General features: G+C 73.3%; 15 protein-coding genes and 1 pseudogene. 11 read left to right on the plus strand and 5 right to left on the minus strand.

Features of this window, described 5'->3' with window-relative positions; all coding sequences use genetic code 11:
• Both E1291_RS42375 and E1291_RS30405 read left to right on the plus strand, forming a co-directional pair.
• Window positions 1-233, plus strand: a pseudogene (locus E1291_RS42375) (sensor histidine kinase); the annotation flags it as partial.
• Entirely contained in the window at window positions 230-883 is a 654-nt protein-coding gene (locus E1291_RS30405; RefSeq protein ID WP_131741520.1) for a response regulator, read from the plus strand. The pseudogene E1291_RS42375 and the gene E1291_RS30405, both read left to right, overlap by 4 nt.
• A gap of 37 nt (window positions 884-920) precedes the next feature.
• Here the strand turns inward: E1291_RS30405 and E1291_RS30410 are convergent, their stop codons facing one another.
• Together E1291_RS30410 and E1291_RS30415 are read right to left on the minus strand one after the other, a co-directional pair.
• Window positions 921-2048 (minus strand): EAL domain-containing protein, encoded by a 1128-nt coding sequence (locus E1291_RS30410; protein WP_242614468.1) that lies wholly within the window; start codon window positions 2046-2048, stop codon window positions 921-923.
• A gap of 87 nt (window positions 2049-2135) precedes the next feature.
• Entirely contained in the window at window positions 2136-2531 is a 396-nt protein-coding gene (locus E1291_RS30415) for an ABC transporter permease (protein WP_131741522.1), read from the minus strand.
• Between the two features lie 118 nt (window positions 2532-2649).
• Here E1291_RS30415 and E1291_RS30420 point away from each other — a divergent pair, with 118 nt between their 5' ends.
• Genes E1291_RS30420 through E1291_RS30430 form a run of 3 tightly spaced genes read left to right on the plus strand, consistent with a single transcriptional unit; the run spans window position 2650 to window position 4702 of the window.
• A complete protein-coding gene (locus tag E1291_RS30420) occupies window positions 2650-3288 on the plus strand; it encodes an AIM24 family protein (RefSeq protein ID WP_242614469.1) in 639 nt (212 codons plus the stop codon).
• A complete protein-coding gene (locus E1291_RS30425; RefSeq protein WP_131741523.1) occupies window positions 3288-3941 on the plus strand; it encodes an AIM24 family protein in 654 nt (217 codons plus the stop codon). The genes E1291_RS30420 and E1291_RS30425 overlap by 1 nt, the downstream gene beginning before the upstream one ends.
• A 2-nt stretch (window positions 3942-3943) precedes the next feature.
• Window positions 3944-4702: an AIM24 family protein gene (locus tag E1291_RS30430; RefSeq protein WP_131741524.1), complete on the plus strand. Its 759-nt coding sequence runs from the start codon at window positions 3944-3946 to the stop codon at window positions 4700-4702.
• A 122-nt stretch (window positions 4703-4824) separates the two neighbouring features.
• Here the strand turns inward: E1291_RS30430 and E1291_RS30435 are convergent, their stop codons facing one another.
• Window positions 4825-5595 carry a VOC family protein gene (locus tag E1291_RS30435; protein ID WP_131741525.1) on the minus strand — a complete coding sequence of 257 codons (771 nt, stop codon included), beginning with the start codon at window positions 5593-5595 and terminating at the stop codon, window positions 4825-4827.
• Between the two features lie 239 nt (window positions 5596-5834).
• On the opposite strand from E1291_RS30435, the gene E1291_RS30440 reads away from it, so the two are divergent.
• From E1291_RS30440 to E1291_RS30450, 3 genes are all read left to right on the plus strand, one after another.
• Window positions 5835-7433, plus strand: a complete 1599-nt coding sequence (locus E1291_RS30440; RefSeq protein ID WP_131741526.1) for an ABC-F family ATP-binding cassette domain-containing protein — start codon at window positions 5835-5837, stop codon at window positions 7431-7433.
• A gap of 116 nt (window positions 7434-7549) precedes the next feature.
• Window positions 7550-7762 (plus strand): helix-turn-helix domain-containing protein, encoded by a 213-nt coding sequence (locus E1291_RS30445; RefSeq protein WP_021596738.1) that lies wholly within the window; start codon window positions 7550-7552, stop codon window positions 7760-7762.
• Window positions 7763-7956: 194 nt separating this feature from the next.
• Complete coding sequence (locus E1291_RS30450) at window positions 7957-8772, plus strand: enoyl-CoA hydratase/isomerase family protein (RefSeq protein ID WP_131741527.1); 816 nt, start codon at window positions 7957-7959, stop codon at window positions 8770-8772.
• Between the two features lie 77 nt (window positions 8773-8849).
• Here E1291_RS30450 and E1291_RS30455 read toward each other — a convergent pair whose 3' ends face one another.
• A complete protein-coding gene (locus E1291_RS30455; RefSeq protein WP_242614470.1) occupies window positions 8850-10781 on the minus strand; it encodes a Xaa-Pro dipeptidyl-peptidase in 1932 nt (643 codons plus the stop codon).
• Window positions 10782-11089: 308 nt separating this feature from the next.
• On the opposite strand from E1291_RS30455, the gene E1291_RS44265 reads away from it, so the two are divergent.
• A complete protein-coding gene (locus E1291_RS44265; RefSeq protein WP_370771055.1) occupies window positions 11090-13159 on the plus strand; it encodes an ABC transporter ATP-binding protein in 2070 nt (689 codons plus the stop codon).
• A gap of 101 nt (window positions 13160-13260) precedes the next feature.
• Window positions 13261-13422 carry a hypothetical protein gene (locus E1291_RS42380; protein ID WP_165495356.1) on the plus strand — a complete coding sequence of 54 codons (162 nt, stop codon included), beginning with the start codon at window positions 13261-13263 and terminating at the stop codon, window positions 13420-13422.
• Here the strand turns inward: E1291_RS42380 and E1291_RS30470 are convergent.
• Window positions 13398-14369, minus strand: coding sequence for a sulfotransferase family protein (locus tag E1291_RS30470; RefSeq protein WP_131741528.1), 972 nt, complete (start codon window positions 14367-14369; stop codon window positions 13398-13400). The genes E1291_RS42380 and E1291_RS30470 overlap by 25 nt on opposite strands.
• Before the next feature lie 117 nt (window positions 14370-14486).
• Between E1291_RS30470 and E1291_RS42385 the strand changes: the two genes are divergently transcribed.
• Window positions 14487-14636 (plus strand): hypothetical protein, encoded by a 150-nt coding sequence (locus tag E1291_RS42385; RefSeq protein ID WP_165495357.1) that lies wholly within the window; start codon window positions 14487-14489, stop codon window positions 14634-14636.
• The last annotated feature ends 193 nt before the right edge of the window (window positions 14637-14829 follow it).

Consider the following 14829-nt stretch of genomic DNA (forward strand, 5'->3'; position numbering starts at 1 on the left):
GGGTCGAGTACGCCCGCGGCCGCGTGGTGATCGACGTGCTCAGCCCGCTCGGCCGGGCCGGGGCGCGGCTCCCGGGCACCGGCAGCGGGCTGGTCGGGATGCGGGAGCGGACCGCGGTGCTGGCCGGGGAGTTCGCCGCCGGCCCGGACGGCGGGCGGTGGCGGGTGCACGCCGAGCTGCCGACCGGGCCGCCGGCCGCCGATCCGGAGCGGCCGGGGGAGCGGACGCCGTGATCGACGTGCTGGTGGCCGACGACCAGGCGGCGGTGCGCGCCGGGCTGGTGCTCATCCTCGGCGCCGCCCCGGACGTCCGCGTCGTCGGCGAGGCCGCCGACGGCGAGCGGGCGGTGGAACTGGCCCGCGAGCTGCGCCCCGACGTGGTGCTCATGGACGTGCGGATGCCGCGGCTGGACGGGATCAGCGCCACCCGGGAGATCTCGGCGTTCGCGGACGTGCTGGTGCTGACCACGTTCGACGTGGACGAGTACGTGTTCGGGGCGCTGCGGGCGGGGGCCGCGGGGTTCCTGCTGAAGGACGTCGACGCCGACCGGCTGGTGGAGGCGGTGCGGACGGTGGCGGCGGGCGAGGGCGTCATCGCGCCCCGGGTCACCCGGCGGCTGATCGGCGCGTTCGCCGCCCGTCCGACCGTGCCGGAGCCCCCGGCGCTGCACGAGCTCACCCGGCGCGAGCGCGAGGTCTTCGCCTGCCTGGGGGAGGGCCTGTCCAACGGGGAGATCGCCCGGCGCCTGGACATGGCCGAGACCACCACCAAGACCCATGTCAGCCGCATTCTGGGCAAGCTGGGCCTGCGCAGCCGCGTTCAGGCGGCCATTCTCGCGCAGGAGACGGCCGCGACCGGGCGACCGGGCGCGGACGGCGGATGAAGCCCGTCCGGCCCGGTTCGGCACGGCAGCGGTGATCTCAGGGCGACAGGCCGCGGATCAGGTCGGCTACGCGGACGATGCCGAGGCAGCGCCCGACCTCGTCCACCACGACCAGGTCGTCGTAGACCCGCTCGTCCTCCCGTCCCGCGGCCCGCAGCGCCGCGACGGCGGGCACCGTCCGGGGCACCGGGCGGGGCTGGTCGGCGAGCCGCGCCGCCGGGCGGTGCGCGTGCAGGGCGTGCCCGTACGCGCCGGACAGGCGCAGCAGGAACCGCGTGCGGTCCACCATGGCGCGCGGCCGCTGCCGCTCGTCCACGAGGACCACGCTGGTGATGCCGGTCTCGGCGTTGAGGGCGGTGAGCACGTCGTCGGCTGTCGCGCTGTGCGGCAGGGTCACCGCGGGCAGCGTGAACTCCGACACCCGCGGCCCGAGCCCGGGATCGGTGGCCGCCGGCTCCTCCCGGGCCGCCACCGGCACGGTGACGGGCATCCCCGGCCGCCACTCCGGCGGCGCGAGGGCCGGACCCTGGACGAGCCGGACCCCCAGCTCGCGCAGATGCACGACCTGGTCCTGGGTCGCCAGGCCGGGCGCCAGGACGTGCGTGCCGAGCCGGTGCGCCAGTTCGACCAGGCTCCGCACCAGCGCCGACCGGCGCGGCTCCGAACTGGCCCGGCGGGCCAGTTCGGGATCGAGTTTCAGCAGGTACGAGGCTCCGTCGACGAGCAGGTCCAGCGGCGCGTGCCCGGCGCCGAGACCCGCCATGCCGACGAGGTAGCCGGCCCGCCGCAGCCCGGACAGGGCTCCGGCGACGGACGGCCGCTGGGCGGGCGGGAAACCGCCCGCCACGCAGATGATGAACTCCTGTGGCCGCCTCCCCGTCTCGCCGAGCCCGTGGTGCAGCTCGGCCAGGAAGGCGTCTCCGTGGGTCAGGGTCTCGGCCCGGAGACCGATCTGTAGCGGAAGGGGCGTGCCCAGGTCCGCGGTCGCGCGGGCCGCCTCGACCGCGCGACGGACGTCCTCCGCCGCGGGGTCGACCCGCGCCGGGGGACGGGACGCGGCGGGCGCGCCCGCATGCGTCTCCACGGCGACGACGGTGCCGGTGCCGAGATCGACCACCGGATGGAACACCGCGCGCGCCGGGAGCAGGACTTCAACGGCTGACACAGCCCGCATCATGTCGCCTTACCGGCGGACGGAACAGCCCATGTCGGGATAAGTTAACGAACTATTCTTCGCAGGTCGCAACCTGAATCACATTCCACGGCCGCCGGCGGCCGCCGACAACAGATACGTGATCCCGGCCAGGGCCGCGAGCCACGCGTAGGGGGTGACGTCCGCGCCGCGGAGCGCCTGGACGACGATCGCGCCCACGACCGCGACGGTGAGCACGTCCCCGGTCATCGCCGCGGCCCGCAGATGGGCGCGGGCCCGGTGCCCGGAGCCGAACCCCTCGCCGAGCGGCAGCGTCGGCTCGTTGCGCCGGTAGGCCAGGTAGAGGGCGTACCCGGCCAGGGCGGCCAGCGCGACGAGGGCCGTCCCCCTTCGCCCGTCGGCGGCCAGCACGGCCCCGACGACCACCCCCGCCCCCAAGACGAGCCCGGGTACGGCCCACCGGCTGAGGCTGCGGCGTTCGGGAGCGATCCACATGAGGACATCCTTCCCGATCCGCCGCCGGACCCCGGAGGCAACGCGCCGGTCGGAGCCGGATGCGCGGCTTCCGGAGATCACCCGGGCGCCGCGCCGCGGACCGGTATGTTCTCCGTCCGTGGCGCAATTTCGATTGAACGGCTCCAAGATGCTGGCCGTCGATCTCGCGGGCGAGACGGTCAGGGCGCTGAACGGCTCCATGGTCGCCTACGAGGGGCGGATGGCGTTCAAGCGGCAGGGCATGACGGGGGGCGAGGGCCTGCGCGGGGCGCTGAAACGGCGGATCGCCGGCGAGGGCATGACGCTGATGGAGATCTCCGGGCAGGGCACCGTGTACCTCGCGAGCGAGGCGACGGAGGTGACGCTCGTCCAGCTCACCGGCGACACGCTCTTCGTGGAGTCGGAGAGCCTCCTGGCGCTCGACGGCGGCCTGCGGACCGGCGTCCAGTTCATCGGGCTGCGGGGCATGGGCACCGGCCAGGGCCTGGCCACCACCAAGGTGGAAGGGCACGGGACGGTCGCCATCGTGTCCGACGGGCCCGCCATCGCCCTGGAGGTGACGCCCCAGACGCCCCTGTGCGTCGACCCGCACGCCTACGTCGGCCACCACGGGCAGCTCCAGCAGGACGTCGTGACCGACGTCAACTGGCGGACGGTGCTCGGCCAGGGATCGGGTGAGAGCGTGCAGTTCCGGTACCAGGGACACGGCCTGGTCTACGTCCAGCCGGCCGAGCGCGGCGGAATTCTGGAGATCTGATGCCGGGATATCAGTCGATCAACTCCAAGATGCTCCAGGTCCCGATCGGGCCGGGGCACGAGGTCTACAGCAAGCGGGGCGCCATGCTCGCCTACGCCGGGCCGGTGGCGTTCGCCCCGTCCACCACGGCCGGGCAGGGCATCGGCGGCACCATCGGGCGCGCCGTCGCCGGCGAGCGCACCGCCATGATGCACGTGACCGGCCAGGGCACCGTGATGTTCGGTCACGGCGGCCTGCACGTGTCCGTCGTCGACCTGAACGGCGCCGAGACCCTCTTCGTCGAGGCCGACCGGCTCCTGGTCCACGACGCGACCCTCCAGGTCGGCACCATGTTCATGGGCGAGCAGGGCGGCGTCCGAGGCGTCATCCGCGGCGCCGTCACCGGGCAGGGCCTGTTCACCACGACCCTCGCCGGGCACGGCTCGTGCGGCCTGCTGTCGCACGGCGGCGTGATGGAACTGCCGATCACCCCCCAGCGCCCCGTCCACGTGGACCCGCAGGCGTACGTGGCGCACCGGGGCCAGGTGCAGAACAAGCTCACGACCGCCGTCGGGCTGCGCGACCTGGTCGGGCGCGGCTCCGGCGAGGGCTTCCAGCTCGAGCTGAGCGGTTCCGGCGTCGTCTACGTCCAGGCCAGCGAGAGGAAGATCTGACGGTGAGCACGTTCGGCACGCAGACCTGGAACGCGGTCACGCTGCCCGCCAACGACAACGTCAACCCCTACGCCTTCAGCGTCGACCTCAACGGCCAGTGGTTCGCGCAGAAGGGCAAGATGATCGCCTACTACGGGCAGATCAGGTTCGAGGCGCTGTCCGCGGGGCCGCTGGACGCCCTCGTCGCCCACACCTTCAACTCCCCGCTCTACGCCCAGGACTGGATCGTCGCGCAGGGGCAGGGCAAGCTCGTCCTGGCCGACCGCGGCTTCGACGTGAACTCCTTCGACCTCGACGACGGCAACCTCACCGTCCGCGCCGGGAACCTGCTCGCCTTCGAACCCGGCCTGGAGCTCAAGCAGTCGATCATCCCGGGCTTCCTGACCCTCATCGGGACCGGACGCTTCGTCGCCGCCTCCAACGGTCCCGTCCACTTCGTCGAGCCGCCCGTCCGCGTCGACCCGCAGGCCCTCCTCGGCTGGGCCGACTGCCCCTCGCCCTGCCACCACTACGACCACTCCTACATGCGCGGGGCCATCGGCGCCGCCCGCATGATCTTCGGTGTGGGCGGCTCCTCGGGCGAGGAGCACCAGTTCGACTTCACCGGCCAGGGCACCGTCCTGATGCAGTCCTCGGAGGTCGTGATGAACGAAGACGTCCTCCTGCGCGACCTGGAAGGCCAGATCGGCATGGTCGGCACCTCCGGCCTCCAACGCCTCCAGCACACCATCACCCAGCGCCTGTCCTCCGAACGGCAGTAGCCCTTGGGAGCGGCCCCTGCCCCGCCGGGAGTGGGGACGCACACTCCGCCGGCGCTCCGCCGCGGTCATGCGTCCCCGCCCGGGTCGGCGACAGTCGTGGTTCAGGCGTTCTCGCCCAGGTCTCAGTTCGGGTTGGGAGCGGTCTTCATGACGCGGAAAGGGACGCCGAAGGGGTCCCGGACCGCCGCTATACGGCCGTAGGGGCTGTCGCGCGGCTCGTCGTCGACGGTGCCGCCGCCCGCGCGGACGCGGCGGACGGCCTCGTCGGCGTCGGCCACGTCGAAGTAGCTGATCCAGGACGGCGAGGTCGTGTCGGGCTGGCCGTGGACGCCGCCGATGTAGTGGCCGTCCGGCCGGCGCAGGGCGGTGTAGTCCATGTCGCCGGGAACGGCCTCCAGCCGGTAGCCGAACACCGCCGTGTAGAACTGGCGGGCGGCGTCCGCGTCGGAGGTCACCAGGTCGTTCCAGACGAGGGAGCCGGGCTCGTTGACGAACCGTGAGCCGATGTGGGTGCGACCCTCCCAGAGGCCGAACTGGGCGCCCTGGGGGTCCTTCAGGATCGCCGCCCGGCCGAGGTCCATCACGTCATAGGCCGGAGCGACGACCTTGGCTCCGGCGTCCGTGGCCCGCTGGACGACCTCGTCGCAGTCGTCGGCGGCGAAGTACACGCCCCACCAGAACTCGGTGGCGTGCTCGTCGGGGTTCTTCATCATCCCGGCGACGGGCTCCCCGCGCAGCATGCACTGGTGGTAGTTGCCGGTCTCGGGGCCGGTGTCCTGGTACTGCCAGCCGAAGAGCGTCCCGTAGAACGTCTTGGCGCGTTCGATGTCGGGCACCCCGAGGTCCAGCCAGTTGGGCGTGCCGGTGGGGGCGTTGCTGGTCACGTGGGTCATCTGCCAACTCACTCCTTCGTGCCGGGACCGGGCCGGTCCCGGCGTGCTCACGCCGCACGCCCGTAACCCCATCCTGGCCCTTGCGGCGGCGTTCACACATCCGGTCGTCACGTACACTGATCAGATGGTTTCGCTCCCGAGCTGACAGGCCGCCACGGCGCGCCCCGGTCCCTTGACCGCGCGGCGCGCCGTTTCGTGCGCCTGTCCATCGAGCCGTCCGTCAGGGGAGCCCTGTCACTGTGATCATCGCGAACGACATCGAGCTGCGCGCCGGGTCCCGGCTGCTGATCGAGGCCGCCTCCTTCCGGGTCAACCCGGGCGACCGGGTGGGCTTCGTGGGCCGCAACGGCGCCGGCAAGACCACCCTCACCAAGGTGCTGGCCGGGGAGGCGCTGCCCGCCCAGGGCGCCGTGACGTCCTCGGGCACCATCGGCTACCTCCCGCAGGACCCCCGCGGGGTCGACCTGGCCGAGCTGGCCCGCGACCGCATCCTGTCGGCGCGCGGCCTGGACGAGGTGATCCGCAAGCTGCGCGCCGCCGAGGAGGCGATGGCCACCGCGACCGGCGCCGAGCGGGACAAGGCCGTGCGCCGGTACGGGCGGCTGGAGGAGCGCCTGCACGTGCTGGGGGGCTACTCCGCGGAGGCGGAGTCGGCCTCCATCGCCTCCAGCCTCGGGCTGCCCGACCGGGTCATGACCCAGGCGCTCGGGACGCTGTCGGGCGGGCAGAGGCGGCGGGTGGAACTGGCCCGCATCCTGTTCTCCGACGCCGACACCCTCCTGCTGGACGAGCCGACCAACCACCTGGACGCCGACTCCATCGTCTGGCTCCGCGACTTCCTCAAGTCCCACCAGGGCGGCCTGGTGGTCATCAGCCACGACGTCGACCTCCTGGACGCGGTGGTCAACCGGGTGTTCCACCTGGACGCGAACCGCAGCGTGATCGACATCTACAACGTCGGCTGGAAGAAGTACCTCGACCAGCGCGAGACCGACGAGCGGCGCCGCAAGCGGGAGACGGCCAACGCCCACCGGCAGGCCTCGGCGCTGCTGTCGCAGGCCGACAAGATGCGCGCCAAGGCCACCAAGGCGAAGGCGGCCCAGCAGATGGACCGGCGCGCCAGGCAGCTCCTGGCGGGCGTGGAGGGCGAGCGGCAGGCCGACAAGGTCGCCAAGATCCGCTTCCCGGAACCGGCGCCGTGCGGGCGAACCCCCCTCACCGCGGAGGGTTTGTCGAAATCGTACGGATCTTTGGAGATTTTCACCGACGTGGACCTGGCCGTCGACCGGGGCAGCCGGGTCGTCGTGCTGGGCCTGAACGGCGCGGGCAAGACCACGCTCCTGCGCATGCTGGCGGGCGTTGACAAGCCCGACACCGGGGCCGTCGTGGCCGGGCACGGGCTGCGGATCGGCTACTACGCCCAGGAGCACGAGACGCTGGAGGTCGAGCGCTCGGTCCTGGAGAACATGCAGTCGGCCGCGCCGGGGCTCGCGCCCGTGGAGGTCCGCAAGATCCTGGGCTCGTTCCTGTTCTCCGGCGACGACGTCGACAAGCCCGCGGGCGTGCTGTCGGGCGGCGAGAAGACCCGGCTGGCACTGGCGATGCTGGTGGTCTCCAGCGCGAACGTCCTCCTGCTGGACGAGCCCACCAACAACCTCGATCCGGCCAGCCGGGAGGAGATCCTCGCGGCCCTTCGCACCTTCGCCGGCGCGATCGTCCTGGTCACCCACGACGAGGGCGCCGTCGCCGCGCTCCGGCCGGAAAGAGTGATTTTGCTGCCGGATGGTGTCGAAGACATCTGGAGTGACGAGTTTGCCGATCTGGTGGCACTTGCGTGACCTGCGGCGTGCCTTCCGCAGATCTTTTCTGGCCGAGTGGGTAGCCGAACGCGCGGGAATGACTGATCATGGCGGGGGATAACGCAGCGGTCACCACATCACTACGGGAGGTACTCGTGGCCGAGACCCTTAAGAAGGGCACCCGCGTGACCGGTGCCGAGCGCGACAAGCTGGCGGCGGACCTCAAGAAGAGGTACGACTCCGGCGAGAGCATCCGCGCCCTGGCAGCCGCCACCGGCCGCTCGTATGGGTTCATCCACCGGATTCTGACCGAGTCCGGAGTCAACCTGCGCGGTCGCGGCGGCGCGACCCGGGGCAAGAAGTCCTGAACGGACGGCGACCCCCGGTTGAGCGCACCGCCTGATCCGTCGTCGCGACCGGCCCAGTAGGGTTCGGTCGCGGCGCCGGACAGGGTGGGCCCCGCCCCGTGGACGGCGGGGCGGGCCCAGCGCGTACCACCCCCTCCCCGCCGTGCGGCGGCCGCGGTCAGGTCGCCGCCGGTCACGCGGCGGAGAGGGGCCTCATGACGGACACGGGTGCGGGACGGCGACCGGATCCGGCCAGCGGGCCGGCGGCGCTCCCGGACGAGGCCGCCCTGGCCGAGGCCGGGCTGCGGCTGGAGATCGACGGCGCGGTCGCGACCGTCACCCTGGACAGGCCCGAGCGGCGCAACGCCATGACCCTCGCCACCTGGCGCGGTCTGGCCGCCCTCGGGCGCTCCCTGCCCCGCGGCGTGCGCGTGGTCGTGCTGCGCGGCGCCGGCCCCTCGTTCTCGGCGGGCATCGACCTCGCCCTGTTCTCCGGTGGGGGCGAGGGTTTCCCCGACGCCTCCGACGGCGACGCCGCCGACCGCTTCATCGCCGAGCTGCAGGAGGGCTTCACCTGGCTGCGGCGCCCCGACGTCGTCACGGTGGCGGCCGTGCAGGGGCACGCGATCGGCGCCGGATTCCAGCTGGCCCTCGCCTGCGACATCCGGGTGCTCGCCGACGACGCCCGGTTCTGCATGAAGGAGCCCGCGCTCGGGCTCGTGCCCGACCTGACCGGCACCAAGCCGCTGGTCGACCTCGTCGGCGTCCACCGCGCCCTGGAGCTGTGCCTCACCGCCCGCACCGTCCTCGCCGGCGAGGCGGCCCGGCTCGGCCTCGCCGAGACGGTGGTGCCGCGCGAGGAGCTCGACACCGCCGTGGCCGACCTCGTGACCGCGCTGCTGGCGGTGCACCCGGGCGCGGCCGTCGCCACCAAGAGGCTTCTCCTGGAGGCCCCCGGCAACACCCTTGAGGAGCAGTGCGCCGCCGAGCGGCGCGAGCAGATCGGCCGCCTCCGCGAGCTCTTCGGCTGACGGCCCCGCCCGGCACGCGCGCCGCGGCGCGCCGCCCCGGGTGGCGGGGGCGGCGCGCCGCGTCTCATGTGTTCGGGCTACTGCAGGGCCTCGCGGCCGCCCTTGGCGAGCGGCAGCAGGACCTTGCTGGTCCCCGGCTCCAGGGTCACCTTGGTGCCCGCGGGGTAGCGCAGCGTGTAGTCGTAGTCGGTGGACAGGACGATCACGCCGAGCCGGTGGCCGGGCTTGACCACGTAGTCGGTCGGCTCGAAGTCCCAGCGCAGGTCGTAGGCCTTGCCGGGCTCGATCGGCTCACTGCGGCTCGCGCTGTGCCGGTTCCGCGCGTCCAGCCAGCCCCTCGTGATGATCTTGTAGGGGTCGGTCTCGGTGCGCAGCGCCTGCCGGGTCGTGCAGCCGTCGTCGCCGGGCACGCCGAGGCCGTAGCAGACCCGCACGCCGGTGTCGACGCGCGTGCCGGTCGGCCGGGTGTCGGTGCCGTAGTCGACCAGGAGCGCCGTGAGGTAGGGCGACCTGCCGTCCAGGGACGCCCGCAGCGCGGCCTGGGGGATTCCGTTGACGCGGACGGGCTGCTTCAGCGGCGGCGTGAGGTAGGCCAGCCGGTTCGGGTCGGCCTGGTTCTCGTTCTCCAGCAGCTGCTCGGCGGTGCGGGTCTTGCCGGCGTCCACGAGCGACTGGGGCTCGCCGGAGCGGGCCCGCAGGTCGAGCGTGCCGGGCTGCCCGGTCGGCCCCGCGTTCAGGCTGACCGGCACGGTGCGGGTGCCGGGGACGGGCCAGTCCTTGGCCGTCTCCCACTGCCCCGGGCCGCGCTCGATGTCGACCCGCGGCTCCTTGTCGATGCCGTTGTGGAGGTTGTACAGGTAGCGGTCGAACCAGTGGTGGGTCTGGCGCAGCCACTCCTCGACGCGCCAGCGGAACGGCGTCGAGTGGTTGCCCTGGTGCAGCCACAGCTTGCGGGGCACGCCCGCGGTCTTCAGGGCGTTCCACCACTGGACGGAGTTCTTGACCTTGACGTTCCAGTCGTTCAGGCCGTGGACGACCATGACGGCGGCGCGGACGTTCTTGGCCTGGCCGACGTAGTCGCGCTCCTTCCAGACCTTGCCGTAGTCACCGGTCTCGCGGTCCTGGGTGGCCGTGATGTCGTCGATGACCTTGGAGCAGACCTCGGGGTGCTCGCGGGTGAGCACCACCTTCGCCAGCACGTCCAGGTCCTCGCCCTGGTAGCCGCCGGGTGCGACGACGCCGCCGTTGGCGCGGTAGTAGTCGTACCAGCTGGAGATGCCCGCGATCGGGACGATCGCCTTCAGCCCGTCCACGCCGGTGGCGGCGGCCATGTTCGGCAGCGTCCCGTTGTAGGACTGTCCGATCATGCCGACGTTGCCGGTGGACCAGCCCGCGGTGACGGGCGTCCCGTCGGGCGCCCAGCCCTTGGCGCGGCCGTTCAGCCAGTCCACCGCGGCCTTGGCGCCCGCCTGCTCGTCACGGTCGCCCGAGGTCGGGCAGCCGGTGGAACCGCCCGTCCCGATGCTGTCGAGGTTCGCGATGGCGTACCCGCGCGGCAGGAAGTAGTTGTCGTAGTAGCCGGGGAAGATGTCGGCGAGGTTCCGCGGGGACGCGGTCAGCGACCGGGCCCGCGCGTCGCCGATGTCGACGGGGTGGTTGTCGATGTTGTGGGTGCCGGCCCAGTAGGGGCTGGCCTCCAGGATCGTCGGCACCTTGAGCCCGGCGGTGGCGGTCTCCTTCGGGCGCATGATCCGCATCTGGACGCGGTCGCGGACGCCGTCGTGGTCGCTGTCGACGGTCGTCTCGATGCTGACGGTCTGGGTGACCGCGTCGGCGCGGGAGAAGACCGGCTGGGTCTCGCCGTCCTTCACCGTGACCTGGGCCGCGGTCTCCGGTGCGCGTGCGGGCCCGGTGGGCCCGGCCGCCCCCGCGGGTAGTGCGGTGGTGGCGAGCAGCGCGGCGGTAAGGGTGATCACGCCGGCGCCGCTGCGCGGCAAGCGTCGTCTCACAGGGGCTCCTGGGGTGTGTGAGCCAGAAAGGTGATGATCACATTTACTACCGAGCCAGCTTGAAGTCCATAAGATCGCCTGATATCGGACGCAGCGTGGCGGGGATTGGGCACGGTGCGACGAACCGGGACCGGAACGGCCTCGTAGCGGAGGCGGGCGGTTACGCCCTGAGCGGAGCCGGGAAGCGGGAGCGGGCGGCCCGGTGTTGTCGTCGCCGGGACTGAGATGCTTACTTGATTACAGGAATGCGCGCCCGTCGTCCGGGGCGGGCGCGCGCGACCTCGGAGGCGCTCGTGGGGATGCCGGGAATGCCGGGCAACGGCTGGCAGGTGATGGCCTCGTTCCGCCGGGACGGGTCGGTCACCCAGCAGAAGCTCAAGCCCGGCACGGTCAGGCGAATCGCGGGCTACGCGCGCCCGTACGTCCGCGAGCTCGTCCTGTTCCTCGCGCTGAACTCGCTGGCCGCGCTGATCGTCGTCGCCAACCCGCTGCTGCTCAAGGCGATCATCGACCGGGGCATCGTCCCCGAGCGCCCGGGCCTCGTGGTGTGGCTCGCGGTGGCCGTCGCCGGCCTCGCGCTGCTGGAGGCGGTGCTCGGGCTCGGCCAGCGCTGGTACTCGGCGCGCATCGGCGAGGGACTGATCTACGACCTGCGCACCCAGGTGTTCGGGCACGTCCAGCGCCAGCCCGTCGCGTTCTTCATGCGGGCGCAGACCGGCTCGCTGGTCAGCCGCCTCAACAACGACGTCATCGGCGCGCAGCGCGCCCTGACCACCACCCTGTCGTCGGTGGTCTCCAACGTGATCAGCCTGGTCCTGGTGCTGGTCACGATGCTGATCCTGTCGTGGCAGGTGACGCTGATCGCGCTGCTGCTGCTCCCGATCTTCATCCTGCCGGCCAAGTGGGTCGGCCGCCGGCTGCAGCGCGTCAGCCGCGAGCAGATGGTCCTGGACGCCGAGATGAGCTCGCTGATGACCGAGCGCTTCAACGTCGCCGGCGCCATGCTGACCAAGCTGTACGGGCGTCCCGCCGAGGAGGAGGCGAACTTCTCGGGGCGGGCCGCGCGCGTCCGCGACATCGGGGTCGTCGCGGCGATGTACGGACGCGTCTTCTTCACCGCGCTGACCCTGGTGGCGGCGCTCGCGACGGCCATGGTCTACGGCGTGGGCGGCTACCTGGTCGTGGACGGCGGGCTCGAACTCGGCACGCTCGTCGCCCTGGCGACCTTGCTGACCCGGATGTACGGGCCGCTGACGGCGCTGTCCAACGTGCACGTGGACGTGATGACCGCGCTGGTGAGCTTCGACCGGGTGTTCGAGGTGCTCGACCTCAAGCCGCTGATCCGCGACCGCGAGGGCGCCCGGCCCCTGGCCGAGGCGCGCACCTCCGCGCCCGCCGCGCCGGGGATCCGCGTCTCGGGTGCGGACGACCCGCTCACGGCCGTGCGGGACGCGGCGGGCACCGCGAGCGGGAAGGCCGGCGGGAACGGCTCGGGGAACGGCTCTGGACCCGCCGGGGCGCCCGCGGCCGGCCGGACCGCCCCCTCGACGGCGCCCTCGATCAGGTTCGACCACGTCCGGTTCGCCTACCCGTCGGCGGAGGAGGTGTCGCTGGCCTCGCTGGAGTCGATCGCGCGCACCGACACCGCCCCCGGCCGGGAGGTCCTGTTCGACGTCGACTTCGACGCGGCGCCGGGCGAGCTGGTCGCGCTGGTGGGGCCGTCCGGCGCCGGCAAGTCGACGATCACGCACCTGGTGTCACGGCTGTACGACGTGACCGGCGGGTCGATCCGGCTCGGCGGCGTCGACGTCCGGGACGTCACGCTCGAGTCGCTGCGCGCCGAGATCGGCGTGGTCAGCCAGGACGCGCACCTGTTCCACGACACGATCCGCGAGAACATGCGCTACGCCCGCCCGGACGCCTCCGACGAGGAGATCCTCGCCGCCCTGGAGGCCGCGCAGATCGGCGCGCTGGTCGCCGGGATGTCCGAGGGCCTGGACACCGTGGTCGGGGACCGCGGCTACCGGCTGTCGGGCGGCGAGAAGCAGCGGCTGGCGATCGCGCGGCTGCTGCTCAAGGCGCCGTCGGTGGTCGTCCTGGACGAGGCGACCGCGCACCTGGACTCGGAGTCGGAGGCGGCCGTTCAGCGGGCGCTGCGCACCGCCCTCGCCGGGCGCACCTCGCTGGTGATCGCGCACCGGCTGTCGACGATCCGCGAGGCCGACCAGATCCTGGTGATCGAGCGGGGCCGGGTCGCCGAGCGCGGACGGCACGAGGAGCTGCTGCTGGGCGGCGGGCTGTACGCCGAGCTGTACCGCACCCAGTTCGCCCGCCAGGACGGCGAGGAGCGCCGGGCCGAGGCGCTCGGCGCCGACTGACCCGCCCTCCTCGCCGCGCGGCCCCCGCGCGGCCACCCCGCGGCCACCCGCGCCGCCCACAGTGGGCGGCGGATCCGCCAACGAGGGAGGCCAGGGTGCGAGTGACGATCGATCCCCGGCGCGTCGTGCGGCGCGGCACGGGCCGCTACACCGTCCTGCTGGTCGGGCTCGGCGCCGCGGGCGTCGCCATCGGCTGGCTCGGGCCGGGCGGGCGGGCCGGGCCCGCCGCGCGCGGCGCTCAGCCGTCGCCGGACGGCCGGTAGCCGAGCCGGCGCAGCTCGGTCCCGGCGACCTTCTCGACCTGGGTGAGCTGCCGGGCCGTCAGCCGCTCGCGCCAGCCGCCCACGCCGTGGTCGTCGCGGTCCCGGGCGCCCGCCCGGACCAGGCCGGACAGCGTGGTGCGGGAGACGGCCTCGTCCAGGAAGCCCGACAGGTCCGCCGCGACCCGGCGGGGCCGGGCGACGAGCTCCTCGTACCGGACGGTGAACAGCTGCTCCTCGGGCGTCCCCTGCCGCAGCCGGGCGCTGAGCCGCACGGCGCCCCGCCAGCGCAGCGCGCACTTCACGGCGGGCGCCGCGCGCTGCCAGCGGTCGCGTTCGGCGGGGTCCTCGACGCCGAGGAAGGGGTTGGGGAACACCGTGTCCAGGTTCGCCAGGGCCGGCTTGAACCAGGCCAGGCAGCGCTCGTCGGCCAGCATGTCGGCGACCGCGTCCCGGCCGTCCCTGATCACCTGGACGAGCTGGGCGTCGGGGAAGGCGTCCAGCAGCACCTCGGCGCAGTAGAGCAGGTCGGGGGAGGCGTCGGCGAACCGCACGACGCCGGCCGGGTCGGCGCACGGCCCGGCGGTCTCCGCGCCGGGGGCACCGGGACGCCCGGAGGCGTCCGGCCGCCGCGGCGGCAGCCCGCCCAGCTCGCGGCACTCGTCCGGGCACTCCGCGCAGGCCCGACCGGAGATCTGCCACGCCTCGGCGAACGCGTCGCGCAGCACCCGCGCGGCGCCCTGCCCGCGCTCGGTGGCGATCGCGGGCCGCCGGGCGAAGGCGTAGACCACCCGCAGCACCCCGGGCCGGCCCGTGGTGAGATGGAAGCCCCCGGAACGTTTCACCGCGCGCGCCAGCAGCTCGGCACCGGAATGCGGGGCGCCCAGGACGAAGACGGGGCGGCGGACCTTGGTGCCGTTGATCACAAGAATGTGCGGCGTCGACCTCATACGGGGACAAGTTTGTCACCCTTTGCGGGCTGGTCGGCCCGTGACGCTCCGTGCCGGCCGTCGGGGATCCCGCCGATCGGCGGGGCGGGGCGGGCGTTCCGGCCCTAGCCTTGGGGGATGGACGCTCCCCCGACGCTCGCCGCCCCCTTTCCGGAGGCGGAGCCGATCACCGTCCTCCGTGCCCGCCACGCCCGGCCGGCGCCCCGCGACCTCGCCGGGAACGCCCCGCCGCACCCGGCCCGGCCCGGCCCCGGCCACGCGAAATGATCTGTTGGCGGGTCGTGACCGGACGCCCCTTCCGCTGGCGCCGGGATCCTGTCAAGCTCTATCCGTCGCGGTGCGAGGAGGGATCGGGTTGATGATCGGGGGCGCCCGCGCGGAGGCGGCCGGCGGCCCGTCCGACGCGCCCGCCGTCGGCGTGCCGCGGGACCGGGCGAGGCCGCCCGGAGTCCGCCGGTAC

This window comes from Actinomadura roseirufa, from assembly GCF_900659635.1.
GTDB classification, from domain to species: domain Bacteria; phylum Actinomycetota; class Actinomycetes; order Streptosporangiales; family Streptosporangiaceae; genus Spirillospora; species Spirillospora roseirufa.